15 protein-coding genes and 2 pseudogenes are annotated in these 14,711 nt (G+C 73.0%); 6 read left to right on the top strand and 11 right to left on the bottom strand.

Features of this window, described 5'->3' with window-relative positions; genetic code table 11:
- A pseudogene (locus DY240_RS27855) lies at positions 1-402 on the bottom strand (hypothetical protein); the annotation flags it as partial.
- 171 nt (positions 403-573) lie between these two features.
- On the opposite strand from DY240_RS27855, the gene DY240_RS27850 reads away from it, so the two are divergent.
- The 3 genes from DY240_RS27850 to DY240_RS27840 all read left to right on the top strand — a co-directional run bounded on the left by DY240_RS27850 (position 574) and on the right by DY240_RS27840 (position 3,184).
- Complete coding sequence (locus tag DY240_RS27850) at positions 574-1,779, top strand: MFS transporter (protein ID WP_119662912.1); 1,206 nt, start codon at positions 574-576, stop codon at positions 1,777-1,779.
- A gap of 110 nt (positions 1,780-1,889) precedes the next feature.
- On the top strand, positions 1,890-2,774 hold the full coding sequence (locus DY240_RS33050; RefSeq protein WP_199702625.1) for an RICIN domain-containing protein: 885 nt from the start codon (positions 1,890-1,892) through the stop codon (positions 2,772-2,774).
- Positions 2,775-2,806: 32 nt separating this feature from the next.
- On the top strand, positions 2,807-3,184 hold the full coding sequence (locus DY240_RS27840; protein WP_119662911.1) for a TipAS antibiotic-recognition domain-containing protein: 378 nt from the start codon (positions 2,807-2,809) through the stop codon (positions 3,182-3,184).
- 9 nt (positions 3,185-3,193) lie between these two features.
- On the opposite strand, the pseudogene DY240_RS33560 reads toward DY240_RS27840, so the two are convergent.
- Positions 3,194-3,352: pseudogene (locus DY240_RS33560) on the bottom strand (winged helix-turn-helix transcriptional regulator); the annotation flags it as partial.
- On the opposite strand from DY240_RS33560, the gene DY240_RS33555 reads away from it, so the two are divergent.
- Positions 3,332-3,472 (top strand): hypothetical protein, encoded by a 141-nt coding sequence (locus DY240_RS33555; protein ID WP_233552903.1) that lies wholly within the window; start codon positions 3,332-3,334, stop codon positions 3,470-3,472. The pseudogene DY240_RS33560 and the gene DY240_RS33555 overlap by 21 nt on opposite strands.
- Positions 3,473-3,475: 3 nt before the next feature.
- Here the strand turns inward: DY240_RS33555 and DY240_RS27830 are convergent, their stop codons facing one another.
- The 9 genes from DY240_RS27830 to DY240_RS27790 all read right to left on the bottom strand — a co-directional run bounded on the left by DY240_RS27830 (position 3,476) and on the right by DY240_RS27790 (position 12,344).
- Positions 3,476-4,375: a carbon-nitrogen hydrolase family protein gene (locus DY240_RS27830; protein WP_119662909.1), complete on the bottom strand. Its 900-nt coding sequence runs from the start codon at positions 4,373-4,375 to the stop codon at positions 3,476-3,478.
- A 23-nt stretch (positions 4,376-4,398) separates the two neighbouring features.
- The gene (locus DY240_RS27825; RefSeq protein WP_119662908.1) at positions 4,399-4,782 is read right to left on the bottom strand and encodes a type II toxin-antitoxin system VapC family toxin; all 384 of its coding nucleotides are present in this window, start codon (positions 4,780-4,782) and stop codon (positions 4,399-4,401) included.
- On the bottom strand, positions 4,782-5,039 hold the full coding sequence (locus tag DY240_RS27820; protein WP_119662907.1) for a type II toxin-antitoxin system Phd/YefM family antitoxin: 258 nt from the start codon (positions 5,037-5,039) through the stop codon (positions 4,782-4,784). Before DY240_RS27820 ends, DY240_RS27825 begins: the two co-directional genes overlap by 1 nt.
- A gap of 31 nt (positions 5,040-5,070) precedes the next feature.
- Positions 5,071-5,721 carry an SRPBCC family protein gene (locus DY240_RS27815; RefSeq protein WP_119662906.1) on the bottom strand — a complete coding sequence of 217 codons (651 nt, stop codon included), beginning with the start codon at positions 5,719-5,721 and terminating at the stop codon, positions 5,071-5,073.
- A complete protein-coding gene (gene cutA / locus DY240_RS27810; RefSeq protein WP_119662905.1) occupies positions 5,718-8,108 on the bottom strand; it encodes an aerobic carbon-monoxide dehydrogenase large subunit in 2,391 nt (796 codons plus the stop codon). The genes DY240_RS27815 and cutA overlap by 4 nt, the downstream gene beginning before the upstream one ends.
- On the bottom strand, positions 8,105-8,599 hold the full coding sequence (locus DY240_RS27805; RefSeq protein WP_119662904.1) for a (2Fe-2S)-binding protein: 495 nt from the start codon (positions 8,597-8,599) through the stop codon (positions 8,105-8,107). Before DY240_RS27805 ends, cutA begins: the two co-directional genes overlap by 4 nt.
- Entirely contained in the window at positions 8,596-9,471 is an 876-nt protein-coding gene (locus DY240_RS27800; protein WP_119662903.1) for an FAD binding domain-containing protein, read from the bottom strand. The genes DY240_RS27805 and DY240_RS27800 overlap by 4 nt, the downstream gene beginning before the upstream one ends.
- A gap of 4 nt (positions 9,472-9,475) precedes the next feature.
- Positions 9,476-10,936: a uracil-xanthine permease family protein gene (locus DY240_RS27795; protein ID WP_119662914.1), complete on the bottom strand. Its 1,461-nt coding sequence runs from the start codon at positions 10,934-10,936 to the stop codon at positions 9,476-9,478.
- A 208-nt stretch (positions 10,937-11,144) separates the two neighbouring features.
- Complete coding sequence (locus tag DY240_RS27790) at positions 11,145-12,344, bottom strand: LolA family protein (RefSeq protein WP_119662902.1); 1,200 nt, start codon at positions 12,342-12,344, stop codon at positions 11,145-11,147.
- Positions 12,345-12,479: 135 nt separating this feature from the next.
- On the opposite strand from DY240_RS27790, the gene DY240_RS27785 reads away from it, so the two are divergent.
- Together DY240_RS27785 and DY240_RS27780 are read left to right on the top strand one after the other, a co-directional pair.
- Entirely contained in the window at positions 12,480-13,157 is a 678-nt protein-coding gene (locus tag DY240_RS27785; protein ID WP_119662901.1) for a response regulator transcription factor, read from the top strand.
- Between the two features lies 1 nt (position 13,158).
- Entirely contained in the window at positions 13,159-14,547 is a 1,389-nt protein-coding gene (locus DY240_RS27780; RefSeq protein ID WP_199702621.1) for a sensor histidine kinase, read from the top strand.
- Positions 14,548-14,711 lie beyond the last annotated feature (164 nt).

Genomic DNA, 14,711 nt, shown 5'->3' with positions numbered 1-14,711 from the left:
GAGTGCGCGCAGGCCGGCGACCGGGTCGGCGGCGAGGTCGGCGACGGGTCCGGGCGGCGGCGGGTCGCCGAACCGGCGGCGCAGGTTGGCGCGGACGCTTGCGGCCGGCGTGCGGCGCAGGGCGGCCAGATCGTCGTCGATCGATCCGCCCGGGTCCGCTGGTGCGGGGACGAGGAACTCCGGCCAGCCCGGCGTCGCGCCGAACAGCAGCGGCCAGGTGATCGGCAGCGCGAGCGGCGCCCGGGCCAGCTCGGCGCGGGCCCAGCGCAGCCACGGCTCGTGCACGGCCTGCCGGTCCTGGCCGCCCAGTTGCTGCAGCGCGGCCACCGTCTCCGACAGCGGCGACACCGCGAACCGGGTGGTCGCCAGCTCGTCCACGTCCAGCTCGACGGTCAGCGCCATGAGCCCCAGTCTGCCCGCCGACCCGAGATGATCACGTTCACTACGACATCTCGTGTCGTACTACGCCTGCAATCGTGGTGACGCTCGGGAGATCCTGGTGATGGCCGGCGTCGTTGTAGGCGGACGCTACATGGTGCGCAGCGGACGCGCGCCGCCGCGAGGATCGCCGCCATGGCCCGCTTCGAGTCCCGTTACCGCCGGTTCGCCGCCGCGACCAGCCTCATGACCGCCGGTGACGGCGTGGTCGCGGCCGCCGTGCCGCTGCTGGCCGCGACGCTGACCCGCGACCCGCGGCTGGTCTCGGTCGTCGCCGCGGCGGCCTCCCTGCCGTGGCTGCTGTTCTCGCTGCCGGCCGGCGCGCTGGTCGACCGGCACGACCGGGCCGGCCTGCTGTGGCGCGGCGTGGCGGTGCAGGCGGTCCTCGCCGGAGTCGTGGCGGCGCTGGCGGCGACCGGGCGGCTGGGCGTGGCCGGCCTGGCGGCGCTGGCGTTCGGGCTGGGCACCTGCCAGGTCGTGGCCGGGACGGCGGCGCAGGCGCTGCTGCCGTCGCTGGTCGCGCCGCAGCGGCTGCCGTCGGCCAACGGCTACCAGCAGACCATCGCCGTCGCCGGGCAGCAGTTCCTCGGCCCGCCCGCGGGCAGTCTGCTGTTCGTCGTCGCCGCCGGGCTGCCGTTCGGGGCGGACGCGACGGTCCTCGCGGTGGCGGCGGCGCTGCTGGCGACGCTGCGTCAGACGCCCCGAGACGTGGTGCCCGCGCGGTCGTCGTCGCTGCGGTCGGAGATGGCGGCCGGGCTGCGCTGGCTGGCCGCGCACCGGCTGCTGCGCACGCTGACGCTGCTGGCCGCGGTGAACACGTTCTGCTTCCAGCTCGGCACCGCGACGCTCGTCCTGCTGGCGACGACCGAGCTGGGCGTGTCCGCGCGCGGATTCGGCCTGCTCCTGGCGACGGCGGCGATCGGCAGCCTCGCAGGCGGGGTGGCCGGGCCGTGGCTGCTGCGCCGGCTCGGCGACCGGACCGTCCTGCTCGGATCGCTCACACTCAACGCCGTCGCCGTCGGGCTCATCGGCCTGAGCCCGTCCGCCGTCGTGCTCGGCGCGCTGCTGGCCGCGACCGGGCTCGGCGTGACGCTGTGGAACCTGGTCAGCATCGGCCTTCGGCAGCGCCTGGTCCCCGCCGGCCTTCTGGGCCGGGTGATGGGCGTGCACCGCCTGGTCGGCTGGGGCTTCATCCCGTTCGGTGCGCTGCTCAGCGGCGTCGTCGCGCACACGTTCGGGCTGCGCGCGCCGTACCCGTTGGCCGGGGCGATCCGGGTGGTCGCCCTGCTGGCCGCGCTGCCGGCCCTGGTCGCCGCCTTCCGTGGCGGCGACGGGTCTTGACGGCGTCTCGGGGCCGGAGGATGCTCGACGACAGTGGAGTCGATCAACGGTGGGGGGACGTCGACTCGCGCGTCCGCGGTGTGGGTCCTGTGCCCTGGGGGAGGCGGACCATGCCTGTCGGAATCTTCGACCTCGTCGGTGGTGTCGCTCTGGCCGGAGTCGGCATCCAGAAGCGCATCAACCAGCACCGGGCCGCGCTGGGCCGCCTGCCGGTCTTCATCGACGCGCGGCTGTCCGAGGCTGCCAATCGCCATACATCCGACATGGCGGCGAACCCCTGGGTGTACAAGACGCCCAACCGGGACGCGCACCTGAGCTCGGACAATCAGACCACCGCCCAGAAGCGCATCACCGACGCGGCCGCGGCCGGCGGGTGGGCGCCCGAGAACGGGCGGACGGGTGAGATCCTCTACTGGGGCGGCTCACAGCTCAACGGCGACGCACCGGTCAACTGGTGGATCAACATCAGCGCACCGCACCGCCAGCGCATCGAGGACCCCGATTACACCCACATGGGCTTCTCGGCCAGCCACAACGGCAGTGCCGACGAGTGGGTGTACGCCGTGACGTTCGCCCGGTCACCGGCTCGGGCGCTGTTCGCCAAGCACACCGACAACAAGGTCATCGACGTCGCCGGCATCTCGACGGCCAGCGGCGCACCGGCACAGCAGTGGACCTGGTGGGGCGGCTGGAACCAACTCTGGTCCATGGATCCGGTCGGCGGCGGCTACGTCCGCATCCGGGCGAAGCACAGCGGCAAGGTGCTCGACGTCGCCGGACTGTCGATGGACAACGGCGCGCGCATCATCCAGTGGGATTGGTGGGGTGGCGACAACCAGAAGTTCCTGCCCGAGATGTACGGCTTCGGCGAGGTCAAGCTGACCGCCAAGCACAGCGGGAAGGTCATCGAGGTGGCCGGCTTCTCCGAGGCCGACGGCGCCGCCATCCAGCAGTGGGACTGGTGGGGCGGGGCGAACCAGCGGTGGATGTACTGAACGGGACCGGCGTGTCACGAGGAGGCGGCGCGATGGAGATGCCAGGGATCAATCGGCCCGAACGCCTGCTGGACGGGTTCGCCACACCGCTCGCCGACACCGGCGATCGGCAGAACTGGCCCGAGGGCCTCGACGCGCAGGAACGGGACCTGACCGACCGGATGGTCCGGCTGGCCGGCCTCATGGTCGCGGACACGCCTGCCGACGACCCGGCCGTGCTGGACGAGGTCGAGTGGTACCACGAGGCGGCGGCGCGGTACGGGCTCACCACGGCCGAGCTGTTCACGTGCCTCGGACAGCTCTGTGCCGAGGACGAGCAGGTGCGGCGGCTGTTCGACCGGATCAGCCCCGGTCTCGCGGCCTATCAGCGCAACGCGGTGGCGGCCTACGCCCGGACGAGAATGCGCTGACCAGGGCGATCACGGGTGGGTCGCCTCGATGCGGGCCATGTTGGCGTGGCCCCAGTCGCCGAGCGGCCGCAGGGCCACCTCGAGCGTGCGTCCGTAGTCGGTGAGCGAGTACTCGACCTTCGGCGGCACCTGGTGGTAGGCCTCGCGGTGCACGAGGCCGTCGGCCTCCTGGTCGACCGGTACGCGCCGGCCGGGTTCACCGAGTTCGTCGTCGGCTGGCCCGCGACCGCCGACGAGCACGAGCGGTTCGTCCACCTCGCGGAGACGGTCGTGCCCAAGCTGCGCTGAGGCTCAGTCGCGCCTGAACGGACTGGCGGCCGGGCGGGTGAGCTCGTCGGTGTGCCGCCGGATCAGCTCGAGGTTGCGGTCGGCCAGGTGGTCGAAGCCCTGCCCGACGCTGGACCCCGGCGTGAGCGAGCGCAGCGCCGCGTCGGGGTCGAGCCGGGCGGAGACCCAGCACTCGTGGCTGGCGGCCCGGGCGACCACCTCGGCGATCGGGGTGACGATCATCGAGTTGCCGAAGTAGAGCACGCCGGCCGGGTCGGCGCCGGTCGCGTTGGCACCCACCACGAAGACGTGGTTGTCGTAGGCGCGGGCCCGGTTGGTGAGCTCCCACAGGTCGGCCGAGCGCAGCAGCGCCGACGGGCGCAGGATGACCTCGGCGCCCCGGACGGCGGTGATGCGCGACAGCTCGGGGTAGTCGCCGTCGAAGCAGATGATCATGCCGATCTTCCCCAGCGAGGTGTCGACCACGCAGACGTCGTCGCCCGGCGTGACCCAGCCGCCGCGTGAGGCCAGCTCGGTACAGAACGGGTGCGTCTTGCGGTAGACGCCGGCGATCTCGCCGTCCGGGCCGGCCAGCACGGCCGAGTTGTGTACGACGCCCCGGGACGCGCCGCGCTCGTACGTCCCCCACGCGAGGTGGACGCCGAGCCGGCGGGCGGTCTCCTGGAACGGCTCGGCCAGGGCCCCGGGGACGTCGGTGACCAGGTCCCACAGGTCCTCGGCCGGCAGCGCCGGGGTGAAGCCGGTGGTCACCGACTCGGGCAGCACGATGAGCTCCGCCCCGGTGTCGCCGGCGCAGCGTTCGACGTAGTCGAGCGCGTGCTCGACGTTCGCCTTGATGCTCTGCGCGGTCAGCGGCTCGGCCAGCGGCCGCACCTGGACCGCGGCCGCGGTGAACGCCCGCATGCTCCTCGCCTCCTCGTCTCGGACTATGCCTTGTCGACCCGCACGTCGTAGCTGCTCATCGCCGGATCACGCGTGACCAGAGTCAGTCGCTCGGTCCGTGCCTGCGCGACCAGCATGCGGTCGAACGGATCGCGGTGGTGCAGAGGCAGGCGGCCCGCCTCGATCGCGTGCTCGAACGCGACCGGAAGCTGCTGCAGGTCGCTGCGCCAGACCTCTTCCGCGAGATCGACGTCCGATGAGAGCTTGCCGAGCCCTTGCTTGATCGCGATCTCCCAGATGGTCGCCGAGCTGACGAAGACTTCGAGCTCCTCGTCGATCGTCTGCTTGAGCTCGTCGGACAGTTCGGGATCGTCCATCAGCCACCACAGCACGACGTGAGTGTCCAGCAGGAGCCGCGCACGCGTCATCACGACCGCATCCCGAAGTCGGCGGCGATGTCGCTGTTGACCTGGTCGGAGTCCCAATCCTCGGCCAGGGTGACCCGGCCGGCGAGCGAACCCCGCTGCCGCCGCTGCGCCTTGACCGGGAGCGGAACGACCTTGGCGACCGGAACGCCGGCCCGGCTGATGATCACCTGCTCGCCCCGCTCGACACGCTCGATGATCCGGGAGAGCTGGGTCTTCGCCTCATGGATGTTGAACTGCGCTGCTGCTGGTTCGCCCATGGCACCAGCTTAGCTAAGTTAGCTTAGCTCGTCATCCGTCGCGGCGTACGCGAGTGCCGAGCCAGCCGCCGAGGGCGACGCCGGCGAGGGCGACCGCCGCGCCGACCAGGATGCCGCGGGTGAAGTCGGCGGGTGCGGCGGACGCGCGCACCGGCACCGGCGCCTCGTACACGCCGGGGGCCCCGGCGACCGGCGCCGCCGGCTCCGTGCTGACCCCCGCGGCCGGCGCCGGAACTGCGGCCGCGCCGGTCAGCACGTCGTCCACCGCCGCGAAGAACTCCCCCGCCGTCTTCTTCGCGACGCCGGCGAGCATCCGCTGCCCGACGCCGCCGATCATGCCGCCGACGATGGCGTCGGCGTCGTAGTCCAGGCGGGTGGCGCCGGGGCCGTCATCGGACAACGTGACGCGGACGTCGGCGCTGACCGTTCCCGGGGCGCCCGCACCGGACGCCGTCATGACGAACGAGGCCGGCTCCTGCTGGTCGTGCAGCGTGACGTCGCCGGCGTAGGTGCCCTTGATCGACCCGACGCCGGCGGTGACCGTCATGCGGTACCGATCGGGCCCGGACTCCTCCAGCCGCTGGCAGCCCGGGATGGTCCGCACCAGCACGGCGGGGTCGTTGAGCGCCTTCCACACGTCGGCCCGGGGCGCGTGCAGGACGGCGGTTCCAGAGACCTTCATCGAGACTCCCGAGCGAGACGGAGTGAGAACAGGTCCGACGGCGAGATCGGCATGCGGGTGACGGCGAACCCCTCGGCGTCGGAGATCGCCGAGGCCAGCACTGCGGAGCCGGGGATCACGCCGGCCTCGCCCGCGCCCTTGATGCCGAGCGGGTTCAGCGGCGACGGCGTCTCGAGGTGGTCGGTCTCGATGACCGGCACCTCCGTCGCGTACGGCATGAGGAAGTCCATGAACGACGCGTTCAGCAGCTGCCCGGCGTCGTCGTAGACCATCCGCTCGTACAGCGCTCCCCCGACGCCCTGGGCGACGCCGCCGTGGATCTGGCCCTCGACGATGCGCGGGTTGATCAGCGTGCCGCAGTCGTGGACGACGCAGTAGCGCAGGATGCTGATCTCGGCGGTGTCCGGGTCGGTCTCGACGATGGCCGCGTGCATGCCGTTGGCGAACGTCGAGCGCGGCGGCGAATAGAACCCGGTGTCCTCCAGCCCGGGCGAGTCGCCCTCGGCCACCGGCGGCTTGGAGAAGTCGACCGGGCCGCCGAACTGGGTGGCCCGCTCGGCCTCGCGGTCGAACGCGTAGCGCAGCGGGTTGGCCAGGACGGCGACGGTCGCGAGCGGGATCGACGCCCCCGGCGCGCCCGCCGGCGAGCCCGTCACCCGGACGACACCGTCGACGATCTCGAGGTCGCGAGGGTCGGCCTCCAGCGCCTCGCCGGCGACCCGCAGCGCCTTCTCGCGCACCTTGCGGGCGGCCGACGCCAGCGCGTTGCCGCTCATGACGGCGGCGCGCGAGGCGAACGTGCCGACGGCGTAGCCGAACCGGCGGGTGTCCCCCGTCGTCACCACCACGCGGTCGACGGGCACGCCCAGCTCCGACGCCACGACCTGCGCGAACACCGTCCGGTGGCCCTGACCCTGGGTGGTCAGGCCGGTCGCCGCGACCACCGTCCCATCGGTCTCGACCTTGACCCAGCCGCCCTCGTACGGCCCGACGCCGGTGCCCTCGACGTAGCAGGCGATGCCGATGCCGACCCGCCGCCCGGCCGCCCGCGCCTCGGCCCGGAACGCCTCGAACTCGTCCCAGCCGATCAGCTTCTTCAGCTTGTCCAGCGTCGCCGGGTAGTCGCCGGAGTCGTACACCAGCGGCCGGCCGTCCTGGAAGATCAGCCCGTGGTCGTAGGGCATCTCGTCGGGCCGGATGAAGTTGCGCTCGCGCACCACCGTCCGGTCCAGCCCGAGGTGGGCGGCGATGGCGTCCATCGTCCGCTCCATCGCGAAGCAGCCCTGGGGCCGGCCGGCGCCGCGGTACGGCGTCACCGTGACGGTGTTCGTGTAGAGGCTGAAGAACTCCGCCCGGTACGCGCCCGGCTTGTACGGCCCGAGCAGCTGCGTCGTCGTGATGATCGGGACGATGATGCCGTACGGCGTGTAGGCGCCGTTGTCGTGCCAGACGGTGACGTCGAGGCCGAGCAGCCGGCCGTCGTCGTCGAAGCCGACCTCGACGTGCTGGAGCTGGCCGCGTTCGTGGGTGGCGCCGACGAAATGCTCGCGGCGGTCCTCGGTCCACTTGACCTCGCGCCCGAGCCGGATCGCCGCCCACGGCACCAGCACCTCCTCGGGCCACGGGTGGACGATCTTCACGCCGAACCCGCCGCCGACGTCGGGCGCGACGACCTCGACGCGGTCCAGCGGCAGCTCCAGCCGCGCGGCCAGCGCCGCCCGCACGGACGTCGACGCCTGCGTGGACGTGTACACCCGCAGGCTGGCGTCGTCGGGGTCCCAGCGCGCGTGCACGCCCCTCCCCTCCAGCGGGGTGGACGCGCTGCGCTCGATGTCGAGGTCGAGCTCGAGGACGTGCGGGGCGGCGGCCAGCGCGGCCTCGACGTCGCCGTTCTGCTGGACCATGTGCGCCGCGACGTTGCCGGGAACGTCGTCGTGCACGAGCAGCTCGGCCTCGCGGGCGGCCTCGATGCCGACGACCGGCGGCAGGAACTCGTAGTCGACCCGGATGCGCGCGCAGACGTCCTCGGCCACGTACCGGTCGGTCGCGACCACCATGACGATCGGCTCGCCGACGTGGTTGACCTCGTCCTTGGCCAGCGCGTAGCCCGTGCGGCCGTGCGTCAGCGCCTCGTGCGGGATGAGCAGCGGCAGCGGCTCGCCGGCCCGGCCGTCGAGGTCGTCGTGGGTGAAGATCGCGACCAGGCCCTCGACGTCCACGGCGTCGGTGACGTCGATGTCGGCGATGCGGGCGTGCGCGTGCGGGCTGCGGACGAACGCCGCCGCCAGCGCGCGGTGGCCGATGTCGTCGAGGAACCGGCCCCGTCCGGTCAGCAGCCGCGGGTCCTCCAGCCGGGCGATCGGCTCGCCGAACGACCTGGTCGTCATGGCTCCTCCGCCCGCAGCTCGGCCGCGCGCAGCACCGACGCGACGATGTTCTGGTAGCCGGTGCAGCGGCAGAGGTTGCCGGCGATCGCCTCGCGCGCCTCCTCCGCCGTCGGCGCCGGGTTCTCCTCCAGGTAGGCGGTGATCGTGGTGACGAAGCCGGGCGTGCAGAAGCCGCACTGCAGGCCGTGGCAGTCGCGGAACGCCTGTTGGACGGGGCCCAGCTCGCCGTCCGGTCGCGTGCAGCCCTCGACGGTGGTGACCTCGGCGCCGTCGACGGTGACGGCGAACTGCAGGCACGACCGGATCGGCCGGCCGTCGACGAGCACCGTGCAGGCGCCGCAGACGCCGTGCTCGCAGCCGACGTGGGTGCCGGTCAGCTCGAGGTCGTGACGCAGGAAGTCCGACAGCAGCCGCCGAGCGGGCACCGTCGCCGACCGCGGCACGCCGTTCACCACCAGCGTGACCTCGTACAGCTCCTCGGCCGCGCTCACCGCTGGCCCCCCGCGGCCCGGCCGGCGGCCTCGCGCAGCGCCCGCGCCGTCAGCACCTCGGCCAGGTGGCGCCGGTACGCGGCCGTGGCGTGGATGTCGTCGTCGGGCTCCAGCAGGCCGGCGGCCAGGCGTCCGGCCGCCGGCCAGCCGGCGTCGTCGTACATCGCGCCCGCCACCGCCTCGGTGAGGTCGACCACCACCGGCTCCGGGCCCATCGAGACGTACGCCGCTCTGGCACCGGCGACCCGCAGGTCGTCGTCCAGTGTCACCACCACTCCCGTTCCGCAGACGGCGTAGTCGCCGTGCCGCCGGGCCACCTCCGTCCAGACGGCCCCGGTACGGCCCTCCGGTACCGGGAACGTCACGGACGTCACCAGCTCGCCGGCGTCGGCGCAGGTGGACATCGGTCCGGTGAAGAAGTCGGCGGCGGCGACGGTGCGCTGACCGCCCGCCCGCCGCAGCGTCACCGTCCCGCCGAGCAGCGCGAGCACGGCCGTCAGCTCGCCGGCGGGGTCGGCGTGCGCGATGCTGCCGACCGTCGTGCCGCGGTTGCGGATGGTCGGGTGCGCGACGTGCCGCAGCGTCTCGCGGAGCAGCGGCAGGACGGCGTACGCGGTCTCGTCACGCTCGACGTCGGCGTGCCGGGCCAGTGCGCCGACGGTGACGCCGTCGCCGTCGGCGCGCACGTAGGCGAGGCCGGACAGCCGGTTGATGTCGACCAGGTGCTCCGGCGCGGCCAGCCGCATGTTCAGCAGCGGCACCAGGCTCTGCCCGCCGGCCAGCACCTTGCCGGCAGGGCCCACCTCGGCCAGGACCGCGACGGCGTCGTCGACGGTGACCGGCCGGTGGTAGGTGAACCCCGCTGGCTTCACGCCATCATCCTCTCTCGTCACGCGGTGGCGCGTCGCGTGCTTCCGGCTCGACGTCGTCGCGCATCACGCCCGGCTCGCCGACGGTCACGACGGCGCCGCCGCCGGGCTCGCGCAGGTGTGCCGGTGCGACGGCCCTGGCCAGGTGGTAGGCGACGATCGTGACGATGGTGCCGAGCGCGATGCCGGAGAGCACGAAGTCGTCGGTGATCTCCAACGACGTGTCGCCGATCGCGATGATGATGCCGGCGGACACCGGCACCAGGTTGACCGGGTTGGCGAAGTCGACCCGGTTCTCGATCCAGATGCGGGCGCCGAGCAGGCCGATCATGCCGTAGAGCACGACGGTGATGCCGCCGAGCACCCCGCCCGGCGTGCCGGCCACCAGCGCGCCGAACTTCGGCGAGAACCCGAACAGGATCGCCACCAGCGCCGCCACGTAGTACGCCGCCGTCGAGTACACCCGGGTGGCCGCCATGACGCCGATGTTCTCCGCGTACGTCGTGGTCGGCGAGCCGCCGACGGAGGTCGCGATGACGGTGCCGACGCCGTCGGCGGCGATCGCCTTGCCCATGACCGGGTCGAGGTCCCTGCCGGTCATCTCCGCGACCGCCTTGACGTGGCCGGTGTTCTCCGCGATCAGCGCGATGACGGCGGGCAGCACCAGCAGGATGAACGTGATGCTGAAGCTCGGCAGGTGCCAGCCGGCGACCTCCGAGCCCTCGGCGTTGACGAACGTCTCGTCCGGGAAGCCGAACCATGCGGCCTCGCGGAGGCTGTCGAAGTTCACGCGGTCACGCGTGACCACCTCGCCGGTGCCGTCGGGCGAGGTGATCTGCCCGAACACCAGGTCGAACACCCAGGACAGCGCGTACCCGAAGACCAGGCCGACGAAGATCGCGATGCGGCCGAAGAACCCTCTCAGGCCCACCGCCATCAGGATCACGACGGTCATCACGATGAGCGCGATCCACTGGTCCTGCGGCCAGTACACGTCCGCCACGACCGGCGCCAGGTTGAACCCGATGAGCATGACGACGGCGCCGGTGACCACCGGCGGCAGCACCGCGTGGAGGACGCCGGAGCCGAGATAGTGGATCAGCAGGCCGCACAGCGCCAGCACGGCGCCCGCCACCAGAATGGCGCCCGTGACGTCGGCGGAGTCGCCCTCCTGCGCGCGGATCGCCACAACACCGCCCACGAACGAGGCGCTGGTGCCCAGGTAGCTCGGCACCGCGCCCTTGACGATGAGCAGGAAGCAGATCGTCGCGACGCCGCTCATCATGATGGCCAGCTGCGGGTTCAGGCCCATGATGATCGGGAACACGAACGTCGCGCCGAACATCGCCACCACGTGCTGGGCGCCGAGCCCGACCGTCCGCCCCCACGACAGCCGCTCGTCGGGCCGGACCACCGCCCCCGGTGGCGGTGTCTTGCCGCCGTAGACCACCTTCCAGCCGAGTGCCACCAGGGCCTCCTCACGCGGGCGGGTGACGCACGTCACCCGTGCGGACACGTTGGAGGCAACTTAGGCACCACACGTTTCCGGGGCATGGGCACGAAGTGCCGAGGAGATCACGTGATCATCGGCAACGTCTGCACTCGGCCGGAAAGGCGGAGGCCGCCGCGGGTGGGTCCCGCGGCGGCCTGCTGCCCCCGTGCGTTGCGCGGTGCCGTCACAACGCGGCGGCGGGGTCCTGCGCGGCCTCTTCGAGCACCTCCAGCGGGACGGCGCCGGCCAGCATGCGGCCGTCGTCGAGGAGGAGGACGGTGAACAGGTCGCTGATCATGGCCCGCCCGCTGCCGTACGGGCCGCTGACGTCCTGGAGCTCGGCGATGAAGGCGTCGGCCATGGCGGCCGCGTCGCCCTCGAGGCCGGCGGTCAGCTCGTCGAGGTCGACGCCGCGGAGGACGACGACGCTGCTCCAGCCGGAGCCGACGACCGACACGTCCGACGGGTCCATGTCGTGGTCGCCGTCAGTCCCGGCGCCCGGGCGCGCGTGGTGCTGCGCGGCGTCGTCGAGGTCGTCGGGCTGGATCTCCTCGACCGTCGTGCCGGGCGGCGGGGTGAACTCGTACGTCGACGCGTCGGGCTCGTCGAAGGAGACCGACGTGAAGCCGACCTCGAACGACGGCTCACTGGCGTCGCGGGCGACGATCTGCACCCGCAGCGGCATGGACGTCTCGCCGTCGACGGCCAGGCGGATCGAGCCGATCAGCGACTGCTCGTCCTTGGGCCGCAGCACCAGCTCGTACGCGGAGCGGCCGGCCACCGTGGCCGTGCCGTCGACGTCGACCTGCGTGGACGGCTCGATCATCGCCAGCGCCAGCGACGCGGCCTCGGTCGGGATGTTCGTCGGCAGGTCCTCGGGCATCCCCTCGCCGCCGAACGGGCCCTCACCGCCGAACGGCCCGTGGCCGCCGTCCTCGCCGTCCTCGGTGTCCTCCGGGACGACCAGGTGCGACGCGGTGGCGCCCTCGCTGCTCCAGAACCAGAGGTCCTGGCCGTTGCGCAGCAGGTCGGACTCGGCCTGGTCGTCCTGCAGGGCGAAGCGGTAGGTGTCGGCGTCGGTGTACCAGATGCGGGCCGTCGAGGACCCGTTGAGCAGCGACAGCACGGCGGTCGGCAGCGACGTCGTGTCGCTGTTCTGCAGCTCCGGCAGGCCGACGTCGGCGGACTGCACGACGGTGCCGGCGAACGGCTGCACGTCGAGGGTCGCGAGGTCGATGAGGAGCTCGGCGGCCGTGCGGTCGGGCAGTTCGGAGTCGGCACCGGCGATCAGCGGACCGGCCACGGCCGCGCCGACGACCACGGTCGCGACCGTGGCCCCGGTCGCCCACCGCCTGGCCGGGGTGCTGAGAAGGGAGTTCGGCATGTCGTCTCCTGACGTGCTCGGTGCGGTTCGGTGCGTCGGGTGTCATCCCGATGACGCCAAGGTTGCCTCGGTGTGGCTGTGAGATCCCTGAGAGCCGCCGCCCGGCGCCCGCGACGGCAGGGCATGCTTGACGACATGCGGGTGCTGGTGGTCGAGGACGAGCGCGGGCTGGCCCGCGCGCTGCACCGCGGGCTGTCGGCGGAGGGATTCTCCGTCGAGCTGGCCCACGACGGCCTCGACGGCCTGCACCTGGCCCGCGAGAACACCTACGACGTCATCGTGCTCGACATCATGCTGCCGTCGCTGTCGGGCTACCGCGTCTGCCAGACGCTGCGGGCCGAGGGCAACTGGGTGCCGATCCTCATGCTCTCGGCGAAGGACGGCGAGTACGACCAGGCCGACGGCCTCGACGTCGGCGCCGACGACTACCTCACCAAGCCGTTCTCCTACGTCGTGCTGGTCGCGCGGCTGCGGGCGCTGCTGCGCCGCGGCGCCCCGGCCCGGCCGGCCGTCCTGACCGCCGGCGACCTCGAGCTCGACCCGGGCGCGAAGACGGTGCGCCGCGGCGGCGCCGAGGTCACGCTGACGCCGCGCGAGTTCGGCGTGCTCGAGTTCCTCATGCGCCGCGCCGACGAGGTCGTCTCCAAGCGCGACATCCTCGAGCACGTCTGGGACGCCCACTACGACGGCGACCCGAACGTCGTCGAGGTCTACGTCGGCTACCTGCGGCGCAAGATCGACACCCCGTTCGGCCGCGCCGCGCTCCAGACGGTGCGCGGCGCCGGCTACCGGCTGAGCGGCGACGGCGGCTGACGTGGCCGTGCTCGGCCGGATGAGCCTGCGGGCCCGGCTCACGCTGGCGGCCACCGCGATGGCGGCGGTGGGCCTGGGCATCGGCGGCATCCTGCTGATCGTCGCGCTGGACCGTGCGCTGCTCGGCGCCCTGGACGAGACCGCGCGGCGGCAGGGCGAGGACATCGCGACGCTGGTCGAGTCCGGCCGGCTGCCCGACCCGCTGCCCGGCTTCGGCGCCGTCGTCGCGCAGGTCCTCGACGACGAGGATCGTGTGGTCGCGTCCACCCCGGGCGGCGACCGCCTCACCCCGGTCGTCGCCGGCGACGACCTCGCCGCCGTCCGGGCCGGCGAGGCGATCGACCTCGACGGCACCCGGCTCGGCCAGCCCGAGCCGCTGCGCGTCGTCGGCGTCGCGGCCGACGCGGCCGGGGAGCCGCGGCTGGTCGTCGTCGCCGTCTCGCTGGAGGAGCAGCAGCGCAGCGTCCACTTCGCCAAGATCGGCGTCACGGCCGGCGGGCTCGCCGTCACCGCCGCGCTCGCCGTGCTGAGCTGGCTGGTCATCGTCCGCGCGCTGCGTCCCGTCGACCGGCTGCGCGGCGGCGCCGAGGAGATCACCGGCGCGGGCGGCGGGCACCGGCTGCCGGTCCCCGCCGGCGGCGACGAGCTCAGCCGGCTCGCGGTGACCCTCAACGACATGCTCGGCCGGCTCGACGCGGCGGCGGCCCGGCAGCGCGCGTTCGTCGCCGACGCCGCCCACGAGCTGCGCAGCCCGATCGCCGCGCTGCGCACCGAGCTCGAGGTCGCGCTGGCGCATCCCGACGCCGTCGACCCGCACGACACCGCCCGCGAGGCCCTGGTCGAGGTCGAGCGGATGGCCCGGCTGGTCGACGACCTGCTGGTGCTCGCGCACCTGGACAACCCGCGCCCGGTCCGGCGCGAGGAGCTCGTCGACCTCGGCGAGCTGGCGCTCGAGGTCGCCGACGGGGTCCGCGGCGGCCGGGTGCCGGTGCGGGTCGACGTCCCTGGAGAGGTGTACGCGCGCGGGCACCGCGACTCGCTCTCCCGGGTGCTGCGTAACCTGGTCGACAACGCCGTCCGGCACGCGTCGTCGCAGGTCACGGCCTCCGTGTCGGCGCCCGGGGACGGCACGGTGCGGGTGGCGGTGACCGACGACGGCGCCGGCGTGCCGGAGGCGGACCGCGAGCGGATCTTCGAGCGCTTCACCCGTCTCGACGACGCCCGCGACCGCGACGCCGGCGGTTCCGGCCTCGGGCTGGCGATCGCCCGCGAGATCGTCGTCGCGCACGGCGGCACGCTGGTGGTCGAGGACGCCGCACCGGGCGCCCGGTTCGTCGTCACCCTCCCGGCCGCCAAGACCACCGTCGGCGCCCCGGAAGCAGTCCCCTAGGGCGTGCCCCGCATCAGCTCAGCCCGTTGATCTTGGAGTAATGCCGCTATTGGCGGGCGAGATGCCCGATTGATACCGGCATTACTCCAAGATCTCTCTGTCAGGATCTTGTGTGCCGGGGTGCTGCTCGACGGGGCGGGGTGCCGGTGTGAGCGTCGGGTGAC

This window comes from Jiangella rhizosphaerae (assembly GCF_003579925.1).
GTDB lineage: Bacteria > Actinomycetota > Actinomycetes > Jiangellales > Jiangellaceae > Jiangella > Jiangella rhizosphaerae.
This window is presented reverse-complemented; position numbering and strand designations above follow the sequence as displayed.